General features: G+C 57.1%; 23 protein-coding genes. 2 read left to right on the forward strand and 21 right to left on the reverse strand.

Annotated elements, in window-relative coordinates:
- Positions 1–25 precede the first annotated feature (25 nt).
- Positions 26–1,192 carry a cation diffusion facilitator family transporter gene (locus B2X55_RS00375; RefSeq protein ID WP_286820428.1) on the forward strand — a complete coding sequence of 389 codons (1,167 nt, stop codon included), beginning with the start codon at positions 26–28 and terminating at the stop codon, positions 1,190–1,192.
- Positions 1,193–1,213: 21 nt separating this feature from the next.
- On the opposite strand, the gene B2X55_RS00380 is transcribed toward B2X55_RS00375, so the two are convergent.
- From B2X55_RS00380 to B2X55_RS00420, 9 genes are all read right to left on the reverse strand, one after another.
- A complete protein-coding gene (locus B2X55_RS00380) occupies positions 1,214–1,891 on the reverse strand; it encodes a CpXC domain-containing protein (protein ID WP_286820429.1) in 678 nt (225 codons plus the stop codon).
- A 357-nt stretch (positions 1,892–2,248) separates the two neighbouring features.
- Positions 2,249–3,187, reverse strand: coding sequence for a homocysteine S-methyltransferase (gene mmuM / locus B2X55_RS00385; protein ID WP_286820430.1), 939 nt, complete (start codon positions 3,185–3,187; stop codon positions 2,249–2,251).
- Positions 3,188–3,209: 22 nt separating this feature from the next.
- Positions 3,210–4,010, reverse strand: a complete 801-nt coding sequence (locus tag B2X55_RS00390) for a basic amino acid ABC transporter substrate-binding protein (RefSeq protein WP_286820431.1) — start codon at positions 4,008–4,010, stop codon at positions 3,210–3,212.
- Positions 4,011–4,213: 203 nt separating this feature from the next.
- Complete coding sequence (locus B2X55_RS00395; protein ID WP_286820432.1) at positions 4,214–5,614, reverse strand: MFS transporter; 1,401 nt, start codon at positions 5,612–5,614, stop codon at positions 4,214–4,216.
- A gap of 45 nt (positions 5,615–5,659) precedes the next feature.
- Entirely contained in the window at positions 5,660–6,439 is a 780-nt protein-coding gene (locus B2X55_RS00400) for a TIM barrel protein (RefSeq protein ID WP_286820433.1), read from the reverse strand.
- A 36-nt stretch (positions 6,440–6,475) separates the two neighbouring features.
- Complete coding sequence (gene iolG / locus B2X55_RS00405) at positions 6,476–7,483, reverse strand: inositol 2-dehydrogenase (protein ID WP_349678220.1); 1,008 nt, start codon at positions 7,481–7,483, stop codon at positions 6,476–6,478.
- A 214-nt stretch (positions 7,484–7,697) separates the two neighbouring features.
- Complete coding sequence (locus tag B2X55_RS00410) at positions 7,698–9,221, reverse strand: response regulator (RefSeq protein ID WP_286820434.1); 1,524 nt, start codon at positions 9,219–9,221, stop codon at positions 7,698–7,700.
- A 3-nt stretch (positions 9,222–9,224) separates the two neighbouring features.
- Positions 9,225–10,154, reverse strand: coding sequence for a sugar ABC transporter substrate-binding protein (locus tag B2X55_RS00415; RefSeq protein ID WP_286820435.1), 930 nt, complete (start codon positions 10,152–10,154; stop codon positions 9,225–9,227).
- A 46-nt stretch (positions 10,155–10,200) separates the two neighbouring features.
- The gene (locus B2X55_RS00420; RefSeq protein ID WP_286820437.1) at positions 10,201–11,949 is read right to left on the reverse strand and encodes a cache domain-containing sensor histidine kinase; all 1,749 of its coding nucleotides are present in this window, start codon (positions 11,947–11,949) and stop codon (positions 10,201–10,203) included.
- A gap of 213 nt (positions 11,950–12,162) precedes the next feature.
- Here B2X55_RS00420 and B2X55_RS00425 point away from each other — a divergent pair, with 213 nt between their 5' ends.
- Positions 12,163–13,572, forward strand: coding sequence for a DASS family sodium-coupled anion symporter (locus B2X55_RS00425; protein ID WP_286820438.1), 1,410 nt, complete (start codon positions 12,163–12,165; stop codon positions 13,570–13,572).
- Between the two features lie 89 nt (positions 13,573–13,661).
- On the opposite strand, the gene B2X55_RS00430 is transcribed toward B2X55_RS00425, so the two are convergent.
- From B2X55_RS00430 to B2X55_RS00485, 12 genes are all read right to left on the reverse strand, one after another.
- Positions 13,662–14,237, reverse strand: a complete 576-nt coding sequence (locus tag B2X55_RS00430) for a GNAT family N-acetyltransferase (RefSeq protein ID WP_286820439.1) — start codon at positions 14,235–14,237, stop codon at positions 13,662–13,664.
- A 4-nt stretch (positions 14,238–14,241) separates the two neighbouring features.
- The gene (locus tag B2X55_RS00435) at positions 14,242–14,799 is read right to left on the reverse strand and encodes a flavin reductase family protein (RefSeq protein ID WP_286820441.1); all 558 of its coding nucleotides are present in this window, start codon (positions 14,797–14,799) and stop codon (positions 14,242–14,244) included.
- Between the two features lie 154 nt (positions 14,800–14,953).
- On the reverse strand, positions 14,954–16,231 hold the full coding sequence (locus B2X55_RS00440) for a TRAP transporter large permease (RefSeq protein ID WP_286820442.1): 1,278 nt from the start codon (positions 16,229–16,231) through the stop codon (positions 14,954–14,956).
- A complete protein-coding gene (locus B2X55_RS00445; RefSeq protein ID WP_286820443.1) occupies positions 16,232–16,777 on the reverse strand; it encodes a TRAP transporter small permease subunit in 546 nt (181 codons plus the stop codon). It lies immediately after the preceding gene.
- A 39-nt stretch (positions 16,778–16,816) separates the two neighbouring features.
- On the reverse strand, positions 16,817–17,815 hold the full coding sequence (locus B2X55_RS00450; RefSeq protein ID WP_286820444.1) for a DctP family TRAP transporter solute-binding subunit: 999 nt from the start codon (positions 17,813–17,815) through the stop codon (positions 16,817–16,819).
- Positions 17,816–18,119: 304 nt separating this feature from the next.
- A complete protein-coding gene (locus tag B2X55_RS00455) occupies positions 18,120–18,509 on the reverse strand; it encodes a hypothetical protein (RefSeq protein ID WP_036376952.1) in 390 nt (129 codons plus the stop codon).
- A gap of 161 nt (positions 18,510–18,670) precedes the next feature.
- The gene (locus tag B2X55_RS00460; RefSeq protein ID WP_286820445.1) at positions 18,671–19,699 is read right to left on the reverse strand and encodes a hypothetical protein; all 1,029 of its coding nucleotides are present in this window, start codon (positions 19,697–19,699) and stop codon (positions 18,671–18,673) included.
- A gap of 39 nt (positions 19,700–19,738) precedes the next feature.
- The gene (locus tag B2X55_RS00465) at positions 19,739–19,951 is read right to left on the reverse strand and encodes a hypothetical protein (protein WP_036376958.1); all 213 of its coding nucleotides are present in this window, start codon (positions 19,949–19,951) and stop codon (positions 19,739–19,741) included.
- A gap of 12 nt (positions 19,952–19,963) precedes the next feature.
- Positions 19,964–21,073, reverse strand: coding sequence for a zinc finger domain, LSD1 subclass subfamily (locus B2X55_RS00470; RefSeq protein WP_036376960.1), 1,110 nt, complete (start codon positions 21,071–21,073; stop codon positions 19,964–19,966).
- A 72-nt stretch (positions 21,074–21,145) separates the two neighbouring features.
- Entirely contained in the window at positions 21,146–22,507 is a 1,362-nt protein-coding gene (locus B2X55_RS00475) for an SPFH domain-containing protein (RefSeq protein WP_286820446.1), read from the reverse strand.
- Between the two features lie 36 nt (positions 22,508–22,543).
- Positions 22,544–23,095 carry a LemA family protein gene (locus tag B2X55_RS00480; RefSeq protein ID WP_036376965.1) on the reverse strand — a complete coding sequence of 184 codons (552 nt, stop codon included), beginning with the start codon at positions 23,093–23,095 and terminating at the stop codon, positions 22,544–22,546.
- A gap of 78 nt (positions 23,096–23,173) precedes the next feature.
- Positions 23,174–23,956: a TPM domain-containing protein gene (locus B2X55_RS00485; protein WP_286820447.1), complete on the reverse strand. Its 783-nt coding sequence runs from the start codon at positions 23,954–23,956 to the stop codon at positions 23,174–23,176.
- Positions 23,957–24,064 lie beyond the last annotated feature (108 nt).

Consider the following 24,064-nt stretch of genomic DNA (forward strand, 5'->3'; position numbering starts at 1 on the left):
GACGTGCCAAGAAAGGAGCGACAACATGACAGAGAATCATGCAACTATACCAATCAAAGAAGAGATGGCGATGCGCGGACGCATCATCGTGCGCACAAGTGTCATCGGCATCATCGTCAACATCCTGCTCGCGGCCTTCAAGGCGGCCGTCGGCATCACGGCGAATTCCATTGCTGTGCTGCTCGACGCGGTCAACAATCTGTCAGATGCCCTGTCGTCCGTCATCACGGTCGTCGGTGCCAAGCTCGCGGGGCGCAAACCAGACAAGGAGCATCCATTCGGCCATGGCCGCATCGAGTACCTGAGCGCCATGATCATCGCGGCCATCGTCTTCTACGCGGGCCTGACCTCGCTCTGGGAATCGGGCAAGAAGATCATCGAGCCAGAAGCGGCCGACTACAGTGCCCTGTCGCTCGTGATCATCGCCGTGGCCGTCATCGTCAAGATCGTGCTCGGCCGCTATTTCAAACGCCAGGGCCAGGCCGCTGAATCAGGCGCACTCGAGGCCTCCGGGGCCGATGCCCTGTTTGACGCCATCCTGTCCTTCTCGGTCCTCGTCTCGGCACTTATCTATCTCGGCACGGGCATCTCACTCGAGGCATACGTCGGCGTCGTCATCGCGGCTTTCATCATCAAGTCCGGCATCGACATGATGCGCGAGACGCTCAACGACATCCTGGGCGAGCGGCCGGACCCCGCCCTTGTGCGCAAAATCAAGGGGCTGCTCGCCAGCGAGCCTGAGATCCGCGGTGCTTACGACCTCATGATGAACAACTACGGCCCCGGACGCAACTACGCCTCCGTTCACATCGAGCTGCCCGACACCATGAGCGTTGAAGAAGCCGACCGCCTGACCCGTCGCATCCACGACAAGATTTTTGAGGCCACCGGCGTGCGCCTCATGGGCGTCAGCGTCTACTCCTACAACACAAAAGACCAGGGCACCATCCCCATCCGCAAGGCCATCTACAAGATCGTCATGGCACATCCCTACGCCCTGCAGGTCCACGGCTTCTACGTCGACCGGGCCAAGAAAGAGATGCGCTTCGACGTCGTCGTGCGCTTCGGCAACGACCTGCAGGCCATCCTCAAAGAACTGCACAAAGAAGTCCAGGCTGCCTACCCCGACTACAACATCCTCATCGATCCCGACATGGATATCTCCGCCATCGGCCAAGGCCGGCACGCATGATGCGACGCATACGCCACAGGATCAAAGCTGCCCCTGCTCCATCAGGAACTTTCTCGCCCACGCCTCATCCACCACAGGTTCCGCCTTCCGGATATCGCCGAGCTTCTTTGCGTACTCCGCGTGGATCTGGTTGTAGATCTTGCGCGGGAAATCCGCGAGCCCGAGCGGCTCTTTGCCGCGCACAAGCTGGATGCGATGATGGCCTTTCGAGTCTATGTAGAAGTAGGCGTGCTCCCCGCCCTGCGCCTTCCCAGCCGCCGCGTACTGGTAGCAGACCATGAACTTGTAGATCTCGACGAGGCGGTCGTCGAGTCCTGCATCAAAGATGAAGAGCTTCTCGCGGAAGGCCAGGCGGTCGTCAACGGCGCGCAGCACGTAGGGGCGCGTCGTCTTTTCCATCTCCGTCGCCCAGTCCTTGAGCGCGACACCCTTGCCGCGCAGCATCTCGAGCGCCTTGGCACCATCCTCAAGCTTGCCGTAGTTGATCATGTAGTGATCCTCCGGCTGATGGTAGAGGAAGGGATAGTCAACCGTCGTCTTCATCCCGCACTGCGGGCAGACGAACTGGAAGAGCGAACCATCGCGCACCTTCGCCTTGAGCGCGGGGCTCTCCTTCGTGTTGATGCTCTTGTAGACCGTGAAATCCCCCTGTGCATGGCAAGCGGGGCAGGTAACATGGACATTTCTCGTACTGGTCATCGTATACAATCCTTTCTGCATTGCTTATAGCCAACTATTGCCTATGATAACACACTTTCCGCCGCTCTGCCGCCTCCTATCCTGCAAAATCTTCACATTTTCTTCATGATCTCGCCATCTTCTGCACAGTCTTTGCGTATACTGGGTGCATCAGATGGTTGTAAACATGCAACGAAGTGTCTTGATTGTCGATGACGATGCACGGCTCAGGCGCGTGCTCGTCGACTTCCTCCAGAAGGAGAACTGACAGACGCATGAGGCAGCAGATGGCACAGCCTTCACGATACGCCTGCCCAAAGCTAAATCATGAAAAAAGCGGCACCCATGCGGTGCCGCTTTTCTCTTGCTTCATTCTGTTCACTTCTGCAGGCTGGCGCGGAAAGCGGCAATGCCGCGGATGTCGTCCGGCGTTGTACGACAGCAGCCGCCAATGAGGCGCGCGCCCGCTTCGTACCACTGGCGCACGAAGTCGTGATACGGTGTCGGGCTGCCGTGCCATGTCTTCGTCACGGCATCGTACGTCTCGCCTGTATTCGGGTAGACGACGACGGGCTTCGTGGTGTGCGCGCGGATATTGCGGATGAGGTCGGCCACGTACTGCGGTGCCGTGCAGTTGACGCCGATGGCTGTGACCTGGCGCTCCTTGTCGAGCAGCCGCGCGCAGTCTGCGATGGCATCGCCACCGCAGGTGTGCGCCTCATCCTTGCACGAGAACGAGATCCAGGCCCCCATGTCTGGGTAGCGGTGCAGGTCCGCGAGGATGGCCAGCGCCTCATCGAGCAGAGGCAGCGTCTCGCAGGCCAGGATGTCCGGCTCAGCCGCGACGAGGATGTCGAGGCGCTCCGCATGGAAATCTGCAAGCTCTGCGCGGCTCGCCTTGTAGTCGCCGCGATACTCCGAGCCGTCAGCGAGATAGGCGCCGTACGGTCCGACCGAAGCTGCCGCGAGTGGCTGCGGGCGGCCCGCACGCTTCTCGGTCTGCTGCCAGAATGCATCGCGCGCCTGCTGCACGAGGCGGACTGAGCGCACGATGAGCTCTTTTGCCTGCTCACGCGTGAAGCCCTTCTTCTCGAAGCCCTCAACCGTCGCCTGATAGCTCGCGCTCGTCGAGACGTCCGCACCAGCTTCATAGTAGTCGCGGTGGACCGACTCGACGAGTTCCGGCTTCTCGAAGAGCGCCTTGGCCGACCAGAGTTCATCATTCGTGTCAAATCCGCGCCGCGCGAGCTCCGTGCCAAAGGCACCGTCGAGCACGAGCAGCGGGTATTTCTCCAAATTGCGTGCGATTCCATTCATGATCGTTCCCCCTATATACATCTCACTGCAGGAGTTCCTGCGGCGGCTGCTTGCCGAACCACTTCTCGTAGATCTCTGCGAACTTGCCATTCTCCTTGATCTTTGCAAGGCCGTCGTCAATCTTTTCCAGCAGTTCATGGTTGCCCTTGAGGACCGCAATGCCCAGGTCTTCCTTCGTCAGCGCCACCTCTGCCGTGCGCACATTTTTGTTGCCCGCATGGCTCACGTAGTACTCGTTCGTCGGGATGTCGTTGACGACGGCATCGACGCCGCCGTTCTGCACCTCGAGGAACGCCTCATTGATGGCGTTGAACACGCGCACATTGGCACCCGGGATCTTGCGCGCCGCTTCCTCGCCCGTCGAGCCGATCGAGACGCCGAGCGTCTTGCCCTGCAGATCCTCTGCTGTGTGAATCGTGTCATTGTCCGCCCGCGTGACGACACCGAGACCTGCGATGTAGTACGGCTTCGAGAAATCCACCGACTGCTTGCGGTCATCCGTGATTGTGATGTCGTTGATCGCGACATCGATTTCCTTAGCCTGCAAAGCCGGGATCAGGCCGTCAAAGGAGCGATTGCTGATCTCTACGTCAAAGTCTTCTGCCTCGCCGATGGCTCGGATGATATCGACGTCGAAGCCCTCATAGTCCTTCGTCTCCTGATTCTGTGAGCCGAACGGCGGATAGCTCGCATCCATGCCGACGCGCAGCACCTTCTGCCCCGAACTCTTCCCATCCGAGGTCCCCGACTGACCGCAGCCAGCCGTCAGAGCCACCGTGCCGATCAGGCAGACGGCCAATAACAGCAAGAATACTTTCTTCATATCACGAACACCCCACAAAATCATACTGTAACGTTGTTATATCCACCATAATACATTAGTATACATACTATGTCAATATGTTTTTTGAAAGTTTCATGCGATGACGTGCAGCACCACCGGGGAATAAAAAAAACTGGTTACCGAAGGGGTCGGGCAACCAGTTTGAAAAACAACATATTGCTGAGAGATGATATGCACGAAGCTCAGAGTTCGCCATGTGCCTCGCGGTCGACGAGATCGCGCATGATTTTCGGATAGAGCTTATCGAGCTGATAGCAGAGCAGGACAATGAGCAGGATGACCCAGATGATGATCATGCCGTACATATACATGTTCACAATCATGTCGATAGCGGACTGCGGCTGGACGGCATCGGCCGTCGAGGAAGAGATGTAGCCAGACCAGGACATCAGGACAGTGATGAACGCGCCGGTGATGCCAGTGCCGACTTTGTAGCCGACAGAGCCACCGGAGAAGATCAGACCTTCCTGACGGACATGGAATTTCCACTGGCCGTACTCGACGACGTCGCCGAGGAAGCCGAAGATGACCGAGTTCAAGGGGGCAAAACCGATGCCGCGGATGATGCAGCTGAAGACCACCCAGGAGAAGCTCGTCGGATTGAGGCAGTAGATCAAGTGGCCGACGAGTGCGACGACTACACCAATCAAGGACATATTCCGCTTGCCGAAACGCTTGAGGAGTCTCGGGCAAAAGAGGATCGTGCAGACAATCGTCGTGATGACTTCGCAGAGCAGCAGGATGCTGAACAGCGAATCGTCATGGAAGATGTATTTGCAGTAGTACGGCAGGATGGTGCCCGTCACCATCTGGATAATGCACTGCATCATCCAGATCGTCATGGCCATCCAGAAGTACTTATTGCAGAACAGGCATTTCAAGGATTTGATGATCGGAACTTTGCTGACCTTCTTGCGCGCCTCGATGACGACGGTCTCCTTGCACTGCGTGAAGCAGAGCATCAGGAGGACGAAGGCGAGCACGGCCCAGATGCTCATGACCTTGATCCAGGCGGCCTGGTTATCACCAAGCACCTTGATGAGCGGCAGGGTTGCTGAAATCGAGATGATCTTGCCAATCGGCGAGAGAGCCATTCGCGTGATTGAGAGCATATCGCGCTCACGCGAGATGCGCGTCATCATCGCGGAGAGGCTGCCGTAAGGCAGGTTCAAGGCCGTATAGCAGACGGTGTTGCAGAAGTTGTAGGTGATGAAGAGGTAGACGAACTTCATGAAGTCTGACCCCTGTGGTACGGTGTAGATCAGGACAATCGAGATACAGAACGGGATGCTGGACCAAAGAATCCAGGGGCGTGACTTGCCCCACTTGGAGTTCGTGCGTTCTACAACGAAGCCCATGATGAGATCGGAAACACCGTCAAAGATGCGGGATAACAGGAAGACGAGGCCGACGGTCGTCGGCTCTACGCCGGCATAGTCCGTGTAGAAGAACGTCAGGATGGTCATGGCGCCGGCGACAATGTTCATCGCCGTATCGCCGAGACCGTAGGAAATCCTAGTGAACCAGGAAAGGCGTCCATTCTGCGGGTCTGGTGCCGTGGCTGCCGGTTGTGCTGTGTCCATGGAGGACCCTCCTTTCTACGAGTCTGCAGATGGGAATATGTGAGGTCAGTCCTGCATGATGGCAGCGACTGCAGTCTTCGTATCCTTCTCTGGGAAGAGCTCGTAGCCGACACGATACTGGTAGCCGAGGCGTTTCAGCGTCTCATAGACATTATGGTAGCAGATCTCTCCTGTACCCGGCTCATGACGGCCCGGGCAGTCCGCCACATGGATGTGGCCAATCTGGTCGATGTACTTCTCGAGGTTGTAGCAGAGCGCACCCTCGTTGTACTGCATGTGATAGGCATCAAAGAGGACCATGAGATACGGGGAATCAATCAGGCGCGTGACTTCAGCAGCCATCTGCGTCGTCTGCAGGAAGTTGCCGACATGGTCGACCTTGATGTTGAGCGCCTCGAGATTCATGCGAATCTTGTACGCCTCTGCCAATTTGACACTTTCCGTCAAGGTACGGTACATGGAGCAGAGCTTCACAGTGTCGGAAAGCTCGTCGTAGTGATTGACGACGACGCCACCATCTCCCAGAGCATTGGAGTGGATCGTGACCGTCTCGGCACCGACGGCCTGCGCCGCCTCCAAGGATGCCTTGAGTGCCTCGAGGTAGGGCTTCTCCTGCTCAGGGTCAACAAGCGAGAAATCATTGTCGCCATTAAAGCCACTGATCGCGATGTCTGCAGCCTCGGCTGCCGCGCGGACCTTCTTGAGGTCGCGGATGCGCCAGTCCCAAAATTCGACGGACTCAAAGCCGTCTCGCTTAGCTGCGGCGAAGCGGTCTTCAAAAGGGATTTCCGTATACAATGTATCAATGCAGGCACAACGTTTCATGAGTGATTCCTCCTATTTTCTCATTTCCTCAACGACTCAGCGAACCTCAGCGATCTTGACCGGACGTCCCTCTTTCAGGGATTTCGTTGCTGCAGCGGCCATCTCGACAGGATAAAGGCCATCCTCGCCCGTGACCGGCGTCTCCGTACCTTCCTTGATTGCCTTGGCGAAGGCGTTCATCTCGTTGACGAAAGCCTGCTCATAGCGATCCCACATGACCTGATAAGCCGTGCCACCGACCGTGCCGTTGGCATCTGCAAAGTGTGCGGTGTTCGGGATGTCATTGCTGTTGAAGGCAACGCCCTTCGAGCCGAAGACCTCAACGCGCTGATCGTAACCGTAGACAGCGCGGCGGCTGTTATCGATCGTAGCAATCGTACCGGATTTGAACTTGAGCGTAACGACAGCCGTGTCGACATCACCGGCCTTGCCGATTTCCGGATCAACGAGCACAGAACCCTGTGCATAGACTTCCTCAACCTCATCGCCAGCGAGGAAACGAGCCATATCGAAATCGTGAATCATCATATCGTAGAAGATACCGCCGGAAACTTTGACGTAATCGATGGAAGGCGGCTCCGGATCGCGGGAGCTGATGCGGATGAGATGCGGCTGGCCGACCTTACCGGATTTGACCATGTCGTAGACAGCGCGATGATTGTGGTCGAAGCGGCGGCAGAAGCCGATCTGCAGGCGGACGCCAGCATCTTTGGCAGCCTGGATGGCCTCATGGACGCGCTTGAGATCGTAGTCGATCGGCTTCTCGCAGAAGATGTTCTTGCCAGCCTTTGCCGACTCAATGATGAATTTTGCATGCGTGTTCGTGGAAGAAGCGATGACGACGGCTTCAATCTCCGGGTCATTCAGGATATCATCTGCTTCCTTCGTCACGTTTTCAATGCCGAACTGCTTGACATAGGCAGCCGTCTTCTCGTTCATGAACGGATCAGCAACCGTCTTGATCGTGAGCTCCGGGACGAACAGAGAAATATTGCGGATGTGAACTTTACCGATACGACCAGCACCAATGACACCAATTTTCATGATAAATCCTCTCTTTCCTCGCTTGACAGCGTGTGACTTGTTGTTGCTTTGTTTTACGTATATTATTATAGTTTATTCTCTATTCGTCTTGTTTTTGGCTTTTTTAGAAGATTTATCCTTTTCTTGGCAGATAAGCGAGCAATGTGCTGCCCGAGCATGAAAAAAAGACAATCCCTTGCAGTCACTTGCAAAGAGTTGTCTTTTTTTTGGATTCCTATTCCTTTTTTTGTACAGAGCCCTGCCCCTGGCTCAGACGGTATTCCTGCGGCGTCTGCCCGACGAGATTCTTGAACAGGCGGCAGAAGTACGGATAATCGTCAAAGCCCTCAGCTGCAGCAATGTCCTTGATGCGTCCTGTACTGCTGCGGAGACATCTCTTGACGGCCTCGATGCGCCGTTCCGTCAGATATTCGCGAAACCCCTGTCCGACATTCTTCTTGAATAGTGTCGAGAAATACGCCGGATTGAGATGGACCGCCGCCGCTACCTCTGACTGCGTGAGATTCTCCCGGTAATGTGCCTCAAGGATCGCCATGGCCTGCCTAACCGATGGATGCAGGCGACTCACCACACGCACGGCATCGAGCGCTTTGTGCAGCGCTGCCAGAAAAGACGGCAAGGCTTCCGCCTCATCGAGTGCAGCAAGCTCCGCTCCATCCTGTCCGGCAAAGCGCTCGTGGACCAAGGCACGGCGCGCCTGCTTCGTCAGCGGGATCTGCTCCAAGCTGTGGCACAATGCTTCTGCAGGCAGGTCGGCGGCAAATGGTGCAGATGATTGCAATACCGGCAAGTCCTCCAGATGGAACATGCCGTGCGGCAGGTAGAAGACGGACTCCGCCTGCGCTGCAACGGCCTGCCATGCCTTATGCAGGGCAAGCCAGCTGACCTGCGGTGCCGTCAGGACCAGGACGGACTGCAGGTCGAAGTAACGCCGGATGAGCACCTGAATCTTTTGCCCAAGCGCTTGGAGCTGCTGCAAGACAGACGCCCGGCTGACGGCATGCGGGAAAAACAGCAAGATTCCCCAGGCACCATCATCTGGCCTCACGGAGAAAGATTGGCCCAAGAGCTCCGGCTGCTGATGCCCGAGGAACGTCTGGCACATCTCGATAAATGCCTGCTGGAACGAGGCAAGGTCATCTGGCGAGAACTGCTGTCTTCGCAGCTGCCAGCCCCGCAGGGAAATGCGACAGGCCGCCGCGAAACGGAATGTTTCAGGAAGGCCTGCTCGCTTGGCCATGTGCAGCAATTCTTCCTCTGCCATATCGCTCTTTTGGAATGAAGTGAAAAAATCCTCCCGCAGCTTTTCTTTCCCGAGTCTGGCCAGTTCTTCCGGTGAGACGGGAAGGTTCTCCTGCTCTTCTGCCACAGACTGCAGATGCCCCTGCAGGAACGACAGGATATTCTCCGGTGTCAGGTCATCCTTGAGCAAGTAATCATCGATGCCGAGTTTCATGGCCTCATGTACGTACGAAAAATCATCATGACCGCTCAAGACAAGGATGTGCCCAGGCAGGCCCCGGTCACGCATCTCATGGATCAGGCCGATGCCGTCGAGCACTGGCATACAGATATCCGTGATGACCAGCGCAGGTCGTTCCTGCTCGATGAGCCGCAGAGCCTCCTTTCCGTTCTTGGCATCTCCCGCGATGGTGAAACCATGCGCTTCCCAGTCAATCATCTGTTTCAGGTACGTGCGGACTAAAAAATCGTCATCTGCAATAATCACTTTATACATCAATCAATCCTCTTTCATCTGATAGGCATTCGCATCACCCTTCGTGATGACTTCATTCGAAATGAAATGATCGCCGTCAATCCCTTCGCCCTGCAGTTCCTTCACGATGAGGTCGATGCCCATCTTGCCGCTCTCATGGCCATCCTGCGAGATCATGGCATCGATGCGGCCGAGGCGCAGGGCCGCCAGGGCATCACTCTGGGTGTCCACACCGATGATGTGGATGGGCGGCTGATTTCCCTCCGTCGTATCGATGACGCCGAGTGTCATCACCGCACTGGTCACAAAAAGCCCTCGGATATCCGGATGCTGCCTCAGCATGTCCGCACTCTCCAGCGCGGCCTGACGGTATTTCGTATCCTCAGCTGCCACAGCAACAAGATGCAGATCTGTGTGTTCCCGCAGATAATCCCGAAAGCCTGCCGTCCGCTTCATATGCGCATCCTGGTTCGCGCTGCCAGCGAGGATGCCGACAGATGTCCCAGCAGGCAGCCGCTTGGCCATCTCCTCCGCAGCCATCTGGCCGACGCGATAGTTATCCGAGCCAACATAGGGGATCCCCGGCAATTTTTCATCGATGGTCAGCAGCGGGATACCGCGCTGCTGCGCCTCTTCCACCCACTGCGCCGTATGGTGGATGTTGACCGGCGAGACGATGAGTGCATCGATGCCTTCCTGCAGAAGATCCTCGATGATCTGATCCTGTTCGCCATAGGCAGCTTCATTTTCTGGCGTCATGACGATCAGGCGGATGTGATTCTCCTCGGCGGCCTTCTGCATGCTGGACCGCACAGCCAGCCAATGCTCACTGTCCATCGCCTTGAGCACGACGCCGACCGTATAAGCCGGGCGGCTCATCTCTTCCTGCGCATCCTGCAAGGGCAGGAGGATGACAGCCGTGCCGACGAGCAGTGCCAGAAAGACAACTGCCATCGTACGCATCAAAATGCCCCCTTCCATCTCCATTTCAATCTCATCCTCAACCGCGGCCTCCGTCTTCCTGCCCGGACAGATTGCGTGATACGGGCAGGAGCAGCGTGGCCTCCGTAAAGGAATGACCATCGCTGCGATAGCGCAGGCTGGCCTGCTCTCCATAGTAAAGGTGCAGGCGCTCGACCACATTGTGCACGCCAATCCCAGAAAGGCCCCCGTGCGCACGCTCTGATGCAGTTTGCTTGCCCTGCTCCAATGCGCGCATGCAAGAATCCGTCATGCCCTGTCCATCGTCGCGCACAGATAGGCATAGCTCTTCTCCCTCGCAGCGGGCTGTCACCTGGATATGGCAGACTGGGCGCTCCTCTGACGGTCCGTGCAGGATGCTGTTCTCCACGAGCGGCTGCAGGATCATGCGCGGCACGATGCAGGTCAGCGCCTCATCTTGCAGCTCAAACACCACTTCAAAAGTATCCATCAAGCGGAACTCCTGCAAATCGGTGTAATGACGGAGTGTCTTGATTTCCTCCGACAGCGGGACAAATGAACCGTGACGATTGGTGCTGGCACGCAGCAGCTCGACAAAATCCGCCAATAGTTTGCCGATATTGCGAGCTCCCTGCATCATCGCAGCAAAGCGGATGGCATTGAGCATATTGTAGATGAAGTGTGGCCTTATCTGGTACTGCAGTGCCTTGAGCTCTGCCTCCTTCTTCTGCTCCCGCTCGCTGGCCAGGCGCTCGATGAGATCATTCATGCGCTCCAGCATGTTGTTGAAGGCTTGGGATAAATACGCGATCTCATCCTGTCCGTGGACTGGCGCACGCACGTCAAGATGACCGCGCCCAGCCTCCTGCATGGTCTCAGCAAGGGTTTCGACCGGCCCGGCCAGGCGCAACGAAATCCAGTAGAGGAATACAGCGGAGAGCAGCAGCACCACCAGGGCCGACAAGATGCAGAGCAGTTGCATCTGCATGACCTGCTCATTCAAGGTGCTCTGTGATTTCAGCAGGCAGAAAACCGTCTGCGAGAACGAGAGCTGGAGCCAGACTGCTTGGTAGTCCTGCCCCTCTACCGTCAGTCGGGCCTGCCCATCCGGATTTTCTCGTATCTTATTTGCTAGTTGCTGGAGGGCAGCCTCTTTTCCCGGAAAGCTGCCCGTCAGCAGGCTGCCCTCCTGCGTGTAGAGACAGGCAAGATTCCGATCTCCCTGATCGAGTGCAGCCAGGTATTCATAGTACAGACTGCGCTCACTGCACGTGACGGTCAGCCAAGCCAGGAACGTGCCATCCGATGACCGCAAGGCCTTATTGTAGAGGTAGATCTTCTTTGGAGAAGCCCCGAGCAGATCTCTGGCCAGAAGCGGCGTCCGCCCAGACTGCTCCGCGATGCACGCGGCCCAGGCGTCGCCCCTGTCATCGAGCTGCTGGACAGCCTGATACTCATCGGAGCGGATGAGCAGATGCGTCGACGGATCGTAGAGACTGATGCGGTCGATCAGAGGATTCTCTTTCTTATAGGCACGCAGCCGCTCCGCGATCTCTCTGCTGTGGGCTATCTCATCTTCCTGCATCATCGCCTGAAGCCGGTCATCAAACGAAGCATGTACCGTAGCCTGGTAGATTGACTGCCAGCCGTTGTCCACGCGCTGTCCACTGCCCTTAGCTTGTTCGTAGAGTGTATCAGCAAATTCTCGCTCAAAAAAGGAAAGGGACCGCTGCTGGAAAAAGATCGAGATGAGAAGGATGACGAAAAAATTGAGCAGCATGACTGCCGCAAACGTGCGCAATCGCAAATTCTTGTAAAAAGGGTTCACCATGCCAGGCACTCCTTTAAATATCTTTACTTTTTATTATACGGCCATCATTCCGGATTTTCCACCAATAAATCGCCAGCACCTTAATGGATATCTGATTTTTCAGCAAGACATAACACTTACAATTTTCCATTATTTCCATTGACTTTTCTCACATTTTTGTTTACACTGGCAGAGAAAGGAGTGATTCGTATGAATAAGAAGCAACGCAATGCCCTGATCACCATCGCGATTGGCGCAATCATCTGGTTTATGCCGGTCCCCGCAGGCGTCACGGTCGTGGCCTGGCACTTGGCGGCGGTCTTCATCGCCACGGTTGTCGGCTTCATCCTGCAACCACTGCCAATCGGTGCTGTCGCCTTTATCGCCATCACCTTCTCGACCCTCAGCGGCCTGCTCAAGGTCAGCGATGCACTGAGCGGCTATGGCAACTCGACCATCTGGCTGATTGTCTGCGCCTTCCTCTACTCGCGCGGTTTCATCAAGAGCGGTCTCGGCAAGCGCATCGCCTTCGGCATCATCAAGGCCATCGGCAAGAGCGCCCTGTCCCTCGGCTACGCAATTGCCTTCAGTGAACTCATCATCTCCCCCGCCACGCCATCGGCAACAGCTCGCGGCGGCGGCATCATGTACCCGATTGTCCGCTCTCTCGCCGGTGCACTCAGATCTGAACCGAACGAAACGGCTAAGAAGATTGGCACGTATCTCATGCAGGTCGGCTATCACTGCGACGCCGTCACCTGCACGATGTTCGTGACATCCATGGCAGGCAACCCGCTCTGCGTAGCACTCGCGGCCAAGACGCTCGGCGTCGAGATCACTTGGATGGGCTGGGCCAGCGCGGCCATCGTGCCGGGCCTCTTGAGTCTATTGCTCGTGCCGCTCGTCATGCTCAAATTGACGAAACCGGAGCTCGTCAGCATCCCAGATGCCAAGCACCTCGCACAGAAAGAGCTCGACGCCATGGGACCGATGTCGCGCAGTGAGAAATACCTGACGGTCGTCTTTCTCGGCTCGCTCTTCTTCTGGGCAACATCCGGCCTCACGCACATCGGCGCGACGCCAGTCGCCATGGCAGCCGTCTGTGTCATGATCATCGTCGACGTCATCAACTGGAAGGACGTCCTGAGTGAGAAGGGTGCCTGGGATGCCATGTTCTGGATGGGCTCCCTGATGACGCTCGCCTCGGCTCTCGCAAAGTCCGGCATCATCAAATGGATGGCAAACTCCGCCGGCAGCGCCATCTCCTCGCTCGGACTCGGCTGGGTCGCCTCGGCTCTCATCCTCCTGCTCTTCTACACCTACATCCACTACTGCTTCGCCAGCGTTACGGCGCGCATCAGTGCTCTTTACGCGGCCTTCATCGCCGTCAGCGTCGCCGTCGGCGCGCCGCCGCTCATGACGGCCATCATCTTCGGCATCTTCGCCGATGTGCCGATTTCCCTGACGCACTACGGCAACGGCTGCGCCCCGATCTACTACGGCGCAGGCTACGTCTCGCAGAGCGAATGGTGGAAGAACGGCTTTGTCATGACGACCATCACCACGGTCATCTACCTGACCATCGGTGCCGCCTGGTGGAAAGTCATCGGCCTCTGGTAATCCTGAAACTTCATGCAGTCATCATAAAAACGAATCACAAAAAGAGCGCTGTCTCGCAAACGATATGCGAGATAGCGCTTCTTTTTCATTCATTGATCTATACCATGGAAATCCTGCACGACTGCCGGGGGCTCCTCATGCTCGCCGAGCATCTTCTCCATCCAGACGACGTCGTACCAGCGGCCGAATTTGCAGCCGCTCTGGTGGAAGATGCCGACCATATTGTAGCCGAGGCGCTTGTGGAAGGCCAGGCTTCCATTCGTCAGATACGGGTCACTCTCAGTGCGCGGTACGGCGATGCAGGCATTGATATTGAGCACCCCCATCCCGCGCAGCGCGTCCTCCAAAGCTGCATAAAGCTTGCGGCCAATCCCCTGTCCCCTAGCGTCACTCGCGACGTAGATGCTCACTTCGACCGACCACGCGTAAGCCGCCCGCCCGTAAAACGCATGCGCATAGGCGTAGCCGAGCACATGGCCCGCCTGCTCTGCGACGAGATATGGGTAATGCTCGAGTATCTCTTTGCGCCTCGCCTCCATCTCCGCCGCATCCGGCGCCTCGTACTCAAAGGTGATGGCCGTCTTCTCGACATAATAAGCGTAAATGCGTGCCAGAGCCTCCGCATCCTGAGCCCGCGCCACGCGGATCTCGATGTTTCCCTCCACCGTATCAGCCTTTGAGCTTCAGGCCATCGTGGAATGCCTTGCCGACGACGGGACCGACGATGCGGTACGTCATGGTCGCGATGTCGAAGATGATGGGCTGGAGTTTGTCGTAGTCGACTTTGCCATCCGTCAGAACGGCTTCATCGGCCTGCTCGGCGACGATCTTGCCGATGAGGATGCCCGTCTCATCGTCGTAGCTCTTCATCTCGCACTCAAGCGTCACGGGGAATTCTTCGATGATTGGTGCATTGACGTGCGCGCTCTTGTGCGTGTGGCAGCCAGCCTTCTCGATCTTGTTGACCTTACGGCCTGTCTCGACACCGAAGTAGTCGGCAATCTCGACGGTGTCCTTCGTCGCAAACGCCACGGTGAATGCCTTCGTCTTCTTGACATTGTCCGTTGTCTTATGCGGTGCGAGGAAGAGCGTGATCTCGCCGTAATCCGACTGCGCGCCCCAGGCCGCATTCATGGCATTCGGCACGCCGTTCTCGTCGTACGTGCCGATGATGAAGACGCCCTCCGGCGCAATGCATGCCTTCTGCCCCGAAAATTCCTTGCTCATATTCATGACTTCCTTTCATTTCATGATGCTTTACTGCTGTATATTTCGCTTTCATTGAGCAAAATCCTGCTTCGTCACACGATATCGTCGCATGCGCGCAAACAAAAAACCTGCCGCAAAAAGCGACAGGCTCTATTGCTAAAGGCAATCTCATTCACTGCAGGACGGCTGGCAGCCAGGTGGCGAGATCTGGTGCGAGGCACAAGAGGACAATCTCGAGTGCCATGATGATGGCGAACGGCACGGAGCCCTGGATGATCTGGCCGATCGTGCTGTCAGGACTGATGCCCTTGATGACGAAGAGGTTCATGCCGACTGGCGGCGTGATGAGGGCCAGCTCCATGTTGATGAGCATGACGACATTGAACCAGATGAGATCGAAGCCGAGCGACTTGACGATCGGATAGAGCATCGGCAGCGTGATGAGGATGATGGAGACCGTCTCGAGCACACAGCCAAGTGCCAGGAGGACGATGTTGATGCCGATAAAGATGAGCCAACGACTGACCTGTGCATCCGTCACGAGCGCCATGAGCGCCTGCGGTGCCTGCAAGGCCGTCAGGATGAAGCCGAAGAGCATCGCGCCGATCATGATGGCGAAAATCATCGAAGTCGTCTTGACCGTATCGGCGAGAATCTCGCTCATATCGCGCAATTTTACCGTGTGGTAGACGAAGAATGTGATGATGATGCTGTAGAACGTGCCGACGGCTGCAGCCTCAGTCGGCGTGAACAGGCCCGTGTAGATGCCGCCGACGACGAGGATTGGCAGGAAGAGTCCCCAGATGTTCTCCTTGAGGATGGCCCAGCGCTCCTGCCAGCTTGCTGGTGCCTGGCGCTCCATATGGCGGCAGCGGAAGACGAGGTAGCAGATGAAGAACACTGTCATGAGGACGCCCGGCACGATGCCGGAAAGAAAGAGCTTGCCGACCGACTCGCCCGTGATGGAGCCGTAGAGGATCATCGGGATGCTCGGCGGGATCAGGATACCGAGTGTGCCGCCTGCAGCAACCGCGCCGAGGACGGTCGTGCGCTCATAGCCGCGCTTGAGCATTTCCGGGATTGCCATGGCGCCAATCGTCACAGCTGTCGCCACGCTGGAGCCCGAAATGGCGGCAAAGATCGCACAGGCGAAGATCGTCGCAACGCCGATGCCGCCCGGCAGATGGCCGAGCCACTTGCTGCCGAGATCGAAGAGCCCATTGCCTACTTTTCCCTTGAGCAGGATCTCGCTCATCAGGATGTAGAGCGGCACAGCGACGAGCACGAAATCATCGAGCGTCTTGTAGGCAATGACCGGGATCTGCGTGAATGCAGCAGGGCCACCGAGGAAAAAGAGCATGCCGAGCACGCCGCCCAAGAGGAGCACAAAAGCCACCGGCATGCCGAGCGCAAACAAAGCTAAGATGATGATGGTATAGACAGCAGACATTCAACGCACCTTCCCTTCCGGATGTTCATTGCGATCCTGATCCAGCGGCAAGCGCAGCAGCTCAAAGAGAAACCGACGGGCAATCTCGCCGAGCAGCAGGAATGAACCGAAGACGAGCGCAAACTGCGGGATAAAAAGCGGGAAGCGCAGGATGGACGGTGACAATTTATGATAGACATACGACGAGGTCACGAGATCCATGCTCTCCGTCATGAAGATCAGGAAGAGCAGGAACGAGATCACATTGATGATCATGTCGACCTTGCGCTTCGTCTCCGGCGCCAGGCGCCCCGCAAAGATATCCACGCGCACATGGGTATTGTCGCGGAACGCAACAGCGAGGCCGAGGAATCCGGCAACGAGGATGGCGTACGTCGAAACCTCGAGCACCCACTCGGTCGGCGAATGGAAGAAATCGCGCACAATGATCTCGTAACAGATAATCAAGGCCGTAATGAGCAGCAGGCAGCCAGCCAGGACAGCGGCCGCGCGTGTAATCTTGCCGAGTATGCGGTCATAGAGCAGAACGATATCCTTGAATGTCATGAAAGTCCGCTTCCTTTCTCAAAAAACTCAATTCACGGGTCACTGATCGGCCGCGAGACACTGATCGACGAGCTGGCGGCCAAGGTCGCCCATCTTGCGGATGAAGTTCTCGCGGACCGGCATCGTCGCTTCCTGCCACTTCGGGATATCCTCCGGCGGAATCTCGTAGACTTCCATGCCGGCGTCGCGGAGTTTCTCCATGCAGGAACGGTCTTCCTGGCGTGTCTGCTCGCGCAGCTCGTCGCGCGTCTCCTTGGCGCATTCCTCGACAATCTGCTTCTGTTCATCCGTCAGGCGGTCCCAGGAACTGCCATTGACGGCCAGCACGAACTCGCAGTACGCATGATTCGTCATCGTGAGGTACTTGGCGACTTCGTAGATCTTTCTCTGGTACATGGCCGTCGTTCCGGAAGTCTGGCCATCGATCGTGCCGCGCTGCATGGCTATGTAGACCTCACTCGAACTCATCGTGACAGGCGAAGCGCCGAGTGCCTTGATGGTCTCAGCCGGGATCTGGCCGTAGCCGCGCAGCTGCAGTCCCTTGAAATCCTCCGGCTCCTTGAGCGGACGCTGGTTGTTGCAGAACTGCACGTAGCCGTAATCCACCCAGATCAGCGGATGAACGCCCTTGCGCTCCATCTCGCTCGTCAGCGTGCGGCCGAGACTTCCATCCATCGCGCGGCCGACGGCTTCATAACTGTTCAGGAGAAACGGCACATCGAGCACGTTGAGCGCCGGCACGACGGTCGTCCACATCGCCGTGGAATTCAGGCCCATGTCGAGGCCGCCCGTCATGATGGCATCATTCATGCTCTTGTCGGTGTAGAGCTGACCGGCCGGGTACGTCGTGATCTTGATGCTACCATTCGAACGTTCATTGACGCGCTGTGCAAAGCGCTCCATGCCCTGCGATAGGTAATGATCCTGTGGCAAGTGGTAGGCGAGCTTCAGCTCGACAGGTCCACCCTGCGCGGCCTGATGTTCGCGAGCCATCTTGCCGAGTCCACAGCCCGATAGCAGCAGGGAACAGCCCACCATAATAGACAACAAGCAAATGATTCCTTTCTTTCCCCAATTCCTCATCGTTACTGTACACCTCCATAATTCAAATGTCTTTTATGAATGCATTATCTTTTAAGTAGATGCGACGTTCTGTAATGTTGATGGACCCTAGTGTACATCACTTGAATACAAAATGCAAGCTATTGCGCGATAAAAAAATCTTTCTAAAAATCACAATAAAACAACAGGCATATTGCCGCGATATCGGTCATACAGGCATAAAAAAACTGCTGAGCGCTTTTCCAGCAAACTCAGCAGTCTTATCCGATTGGCGTCAGGCTCAGCCCGCGTAGGCCAGGACGACCTTGAGGACATCCTGTGCGATGCTCTTCTCCTCGACAATGGACCAGTAGTGCGTATCATCCTCGTAGATGTCGCCCGACTCAGCGGCATTCTTCTGCTCGAGGATGTACCAGGCCCCGCGCCCCGTGTTGTACCAGAACTTGTAGACGTACGGATACGTCTTGTTCTTGATGTTGTCCGTGTAGTAGACGCCGACATTGATGTGCTCTGCGTCCGGGCGGTATACCGTCGAGGTGTCGACGACGTACTTCTCGTCGACGTGCTGCTCATACGCCGTTACATAGGCCGCCGAGCAGGCCGTCGGCACATAGACAGCCGCGACTGCTGCGACGAGCATCGCCAAAAAGCTCAACTTCATGATCTTCATGAATGTTCCTTCTTTCTTGTGGGAGGTTCCCGTATTCCAACGCTTCTAGTATACAAGTCCGGCCTTCAAAATACAAGTAGCTCAGTCAAAAAGCCTCTTCCGCAGCAGATGCGCGAAGAGGCTTTGACACGCCTGCGAAGGAATAGTCACTCTCCTGACAATCAGAGCTTGAGCATGAACACCTTGTCGCCGCTCCCCGCCTCCTTGGCTTTGCTGGAGCTTTCCTTCACGATGGCCAACACCTGATTCCCTCCATAAGGCATCATCTGGACGTCGTTCTGGCCGTCAAACAGCTTGTCCGCACTGATCCTGTCGACAAAGGAACCGTCTTTTTTGTTGAAGATATTAATCTTGCGGATGTTGCCGTCGAATACGAAGAGGTAGTCATCCGTGACGGCTACGTCAAACGCGCTGGCCAGGAAGCCCGGCTTGCGGTCAGGGTCATTCTTGCGGCCGAGGATATACGCTTGTGTGCCGTCCAGGCTGTAGGCGGCGACAGCGCCGACGCTCATCTTGCCGTCCAGGGTGCTGCCGAACAGATAGACATTCTGGCCATCGCAGGCAAGACCGTCCGGCGTCGTGAGCAGTTTATCGCGCTCTTTCGGGATGACGGTGCCAATCTCCTGCGAGACTTTTCCATCCGCAATGGCATAGCGCACAATGGCCTGCGCATTGTAGAACGACACAGCTTCATCCTTGCCCGGTACGCCAACCATGCCGCGAACATTCTTCTCGTAGAACGGCTTGCTGGTTCCATCCGAAGCGACAGCATTGACCTTGCGCTTGGCATCGGTGTAGATCAGTTCCTTGCCGTCATTGGAGAGGAAACTCTCTTCCGGCACATCTTTGACGAATTCCGCATTCGTGATCTTGAGGTTATCATCCTCGAGCTTCGCCTCGAGGATGGTCCCCGTGTTGGCATTGCGGATGTAGATGGTATCCCCAATCTTCGTCATAGCGCCGGTGCGGTGGAACGTCTTCGTGATGACGATCTTGTCGGTGTTGTTGATCTTAGCCAGCGAGAGTTCCTTGCCCTGCTCCAGCTTCACCGGCTCGTAGTTCAGGGTGATCTTTGGCTTCTGCGGCTCTGGATCCTTCGGCTTGTCTGTACTCGAGTTGTCGCAGCCGAGCACGAGCACAGCGATCAGCAGTCCGATTATCAGGGCGGCAACGCGTTGCAACTTCCTCATGGTCATCCTCCCCTTCTTTTTCTTCTTTTCCATCACATCTCACGATTCTTTCTTTGCCTTCGGCTGGCGCTTGATCTGGGTGTAAAGGAAGGTATCGTTGCTGTCGACGAGAGAGAAACTTTCTTCCTCAAGGTAGGAGTCAGCCTTGACGGCCTTGTGCACATTGCTCATGCCGGCAATCAGGATATAGCGCACGAGGAAAGCGGCGCCGAGTGCCAGCACGAAGGAAATCCCTAGGATCTTTGCAGTCATAAAGAGCCCCCCTTACGTCGTCATGAAATACTGCACGATGAAGTAAAGCACCGGCCAGAATACAGCGAGCGCAATGGCGGGATAGAGCCACGACTTGCGCTTGTCGATCGGCAGGCTGCCGACGAACTTGCCCGTCTGTCCATTCATCATGAAGGTGTAGGGCTTGCCCTCGTAGCGCGTCGTCAAGATCCAGACCGGCATCATCGCGTAGGATATCGCGGCGCTCTCGCGCAAGAAGGACGGGTCGCCTGTAAGCGAGCAGCGGTCGTATCCCTTGACAGTCTTCTGCAGCGTGTCGATGGCCGTCGAGCGCATGCGGTCGTCGGCGCGCGGGATGCTCGCCTCCGCATCGACATCGTACTTGTCGGCCAGATGGCCTGTGAGGTAGGCCGAGGAAAACGGTACGAGTTCTGCATAATCGAACGGCTCGATGCTGTCCATGTACGCATCGTCCATGCGCTCGCTGCCATCGACAGGGATGCGCGCGAAGTGCATGGAACCGGCGCGCTCGCACTGGTAGACGCTCGTCTCCGTGATGATCTCATCCGCCGTCTCGCGGCGCACATCGTTCTCGGCGCGGAAATTGGCCCTGGCAAAGACATCGGCGTCAAAGAGCCAGAATGGCACGTACATCGCCTGGATGTCCTTCGTGCGATTGGCCCCGGCAAAGCCGTCGGGCAACAGATACTTGCCCTTGTAGAAGGATTGCAGCGCCTCCTGCGCCTCTTTCTTCGTCTTCTTGAACGGGAGGATGAAGTCCGGCTTCACCATTCCCTCGAATTTTGCCGGCATCATGTTGGGGCTGCCGCAGTAGGCACATTCTGTCGCCATCGTATTGCCATCGGAAACGAGCTCGGCGCCGCACGAGGAGCAGGTCTGCATGGCCATGGCGCTGCTCTCCTCTGGCGACCACTCGCCGCCCGCTGCGGCAGTGTCAAATTCGGCTTCCTTTGTTTCGGCAGCGCGCCTGGCGGCTTCCTGATCCCGGGCGAACATCGCCTCGATGGCCGCGATCTCAAATTCGGTGCCGCAGTACTCGCAGCTGACCGTATCGCGTCCCGGCTGGAAGGAAAGCGGCGCACCGCACTTCGGGCATTTATAGCTGACTGACGATTCGGCCACGATACTCACCTTCTTCTCTCTTCATCTGCTCTTTCTATCGATTCTTTATTGATGCATTGCAGACGCTATGCATCACTGCTTGTCACTCTCATCGAACGGGTCGCCGCACTCCGGGCAGAACTTCGGCGGGTGCTTCGGGTCCTTCGGTTCCCAGCCGCACTTGTCGCAGCGGTAGAGCGGCTCGCCCGCTGGCTTCTTCGCGCCGCACTCCATGCAGAACTTGCCCTTGTTGACCGTACCGCAGCTGCAGGTCCAGCCATCAGAGGCGGGTTTTGGCTGCGGCTTGCCACACTCCTCACAGAACTTTCCCGCATTGCCCGCATGACCGCACGAGCAGGTCCAGACTGCCTGTGCCTGCGGCGGCGCTGCCTGCTGCGATGCCGGTGCCTGCTGCATGGGCGGTGTCAGCGGGTTGCCCTGAGAGGGCGCCCCCTGGCCGAATGCGCCCATCGCACCGGCACCCATCTGCCCGGCCATGCCCATGCCCATGAAGCCGAAGGCACCGCCCATGCCAGCCTCATTGCCGGCTGCCGTGCGCATCGCATCGGCCGTCGCCGTCGCCAGGCGCCCGGCCCGCATGTCAGGATTGCTCATGATGGCGCTGTCCTGGATCTCCTTGATGCGGCGCTCATCTTCTTCCTCGGCCTTGACCGACGAGACGCCGAACGAGACGATCTCGATGCCGCGCTTCTTGCCCCAGTCTTCCGAGAGCTCCTCGCTGAGCTCATTGCGGATATCCTTCGTGTAGTTGATGAGCTGGGTGTAGCGGATGCCCTTGGCCGCGATGCGCCCGAAGGCCGGCTGCAGGGCCGTCAGGAGCTCACTTTTTAGCTGCGAGTCGATCTCCGAGCGCTCGTAGACGGTGTCGAAGTTGCTGCAGACGTTCGTGTAGAACAGAATGGGATTCGCGATGCGATAGCTGTATTCACCGAAACAGCGGATGTTGACGTTCAGCATGTACGGTCCGATCATCGTCTCGAACTGGATGGACTGTGGCGTGCCGTACTTGTTGCCCATGATCTCTTTCGTGTTGAAGTAGTAGACGCGCTGATCCTTCGGCGCATCGCCGCCGAACGTGAAGCGCTTGCCCATATTGCGGAAGACAGCCTTGAGGTCACTCGCCAGGTCGCCGCCAAAGACAGTCGGCTCTGTCGAGCTGTCGTAGATGTACTCGCCCGGCTCGGCACAGATCTCGACGACCTTGCCCTGCTCGACGATCATCATGCACTGGCCCTCATTGACGACGATGACCGAGCCCTTCGTGATGATATTGTCCTCGCCCGAGGTATTGGAGCTCCTGCCCCGCGAACTCGTGCGCTTCTGTCCTTTTGCGGCCAGCGTGTCCTTGTCGAGGCTGTCACAGTAGAGGAATTCTTTCCACTGATCGGCCATGACGCCGTCTGCTGCGCCCATTGCTGCCTTGATGAGACCCATGATAATCCTCCTTTTCTAACTAGTCAGAACAACGGCTCAGAATGCGACCTGCGGGACTTCCTTCGCCTTCTCCTCCGCCCGGAACTGCGGAAGCGGCCGCATGCCCATCATGTCGGCGAAGAACGTCCCCGGAAATGTCTGTATCTTGATGTTGTAGAAGCGGATGGCCTCATTGTAGTCCATGCGCGCGACGGCGATGCGGTTCTCCGTGCCGCTGATCTCGCGCATGAGCTCTGTGAACTGCGTGTTCGCCTTGAGGTCCGGGTAGTTCTCTGCGATGGCTATGAGCTTGCCGAGCGCACCTGTAAGCTCCGCATCGGCTGCGCCGAGCTCTTCCGGAGAGCCAGCGTTCATGAGCCTTGCACGCGCATCCGTGACGGCCTTGATCTGGGCTTCTTCATGCTTCATGTAGCCCTTGACCGTGTTGACGAGATTCGGGATGAGATCAGCCCGCCGCTGCATCTGGTTCTCCACCTGACCGTAAGCCGCATCGACATTGAGCCGCGCGCTCTTCACCGAGTTGTACTGGTACCCGAAGAACAGGCAGAAGACGAGGAACAGCCCTATAAGAATTGTCCCACCTTTCATATATATCCTCCTTCCCGACGCCCATCCGGACGCTCCCTTTGCTGTCGCTATCTTGCATTCTAATCGGACTCTTATGCTTTACCATCCCCCCGAAGCACCGCCGCCGCCACTGCGGCCCCCGCCAAAGGAGCCGCCGGACCCGCCCGAGCCACCGGAGCTGTGCCGCTTGCTACCGTCATTGCCCGACCGCCCCGCTCCCGTGCCGCCAACCGAATCCGAAAAGAGGTGGCCAGACGACAGGAGATGCAGGATGCCCTTCAGGGTGTCCCAGACCGCGTAGACGAGCAGCGCCATGAGGCCGAAGAAGATGGCTGCGCCGAGCAGGATACTCCAGAACGAGGCGTCCGCCTCTTCTTTGACATTCTCGGGGACCTCGGCACCGTACTCCTCATACGCCTTCTGCGTGAGTTTTGCATAGGCCACGACAATGGCTTCGGAGTAGTTCTCACTCTTGAAGTCTGCCTTCATGTCATCGAGCACGGAACCCGCATAGCCATCGGTGATGGCACCTTCGAGGCCGTAGCCGACCTCAATGCGGAACTTGCGGTCCTCCTTGGCGATGAGCAACAGCACGCCGTTGTTCTTCTCGGCATCGCCGATGCCCCAGTTGCGGAAAAGCGTTGTCGCGTATTCCTCAATGGAAGCGCCATCAAGAGAGGAGATGGTCACGACGACAACCTGAGCCCCCGTCGCCGCATCAAGCCCCCTGCCCATCTCCGCAATCTTTGCCGCATCCTCATTTGAGATCATCGCAGCCGTATCGGCCACGTACGTCATCTGAGCGGGCTTCGGCAGGACTGCCGGCGCGGCCGCAGCCACGGCGGCAAGCGCGATGAGCAGCATCAAGATTATGCCAACCACATAAGAGCGGCTTTGAAGTAAGCTCTTTCTATCCATCGCTCTCATCCCCTTTCGTTATCAGTATACTGCCAAGGGAGGTGCGACCGTACTGTCATAAATGACAGGTAG

It is taken from the genome of Mitsuokella sp. UBA4253, assembly GCF_002395285.1.
Taxonomy (GTDB): Bacteria; Bacillota; Negativicutes; order Selenomonadales; family Selenomonadaceae; genus Mitsuokella; species Mitsuokella jalaludinii.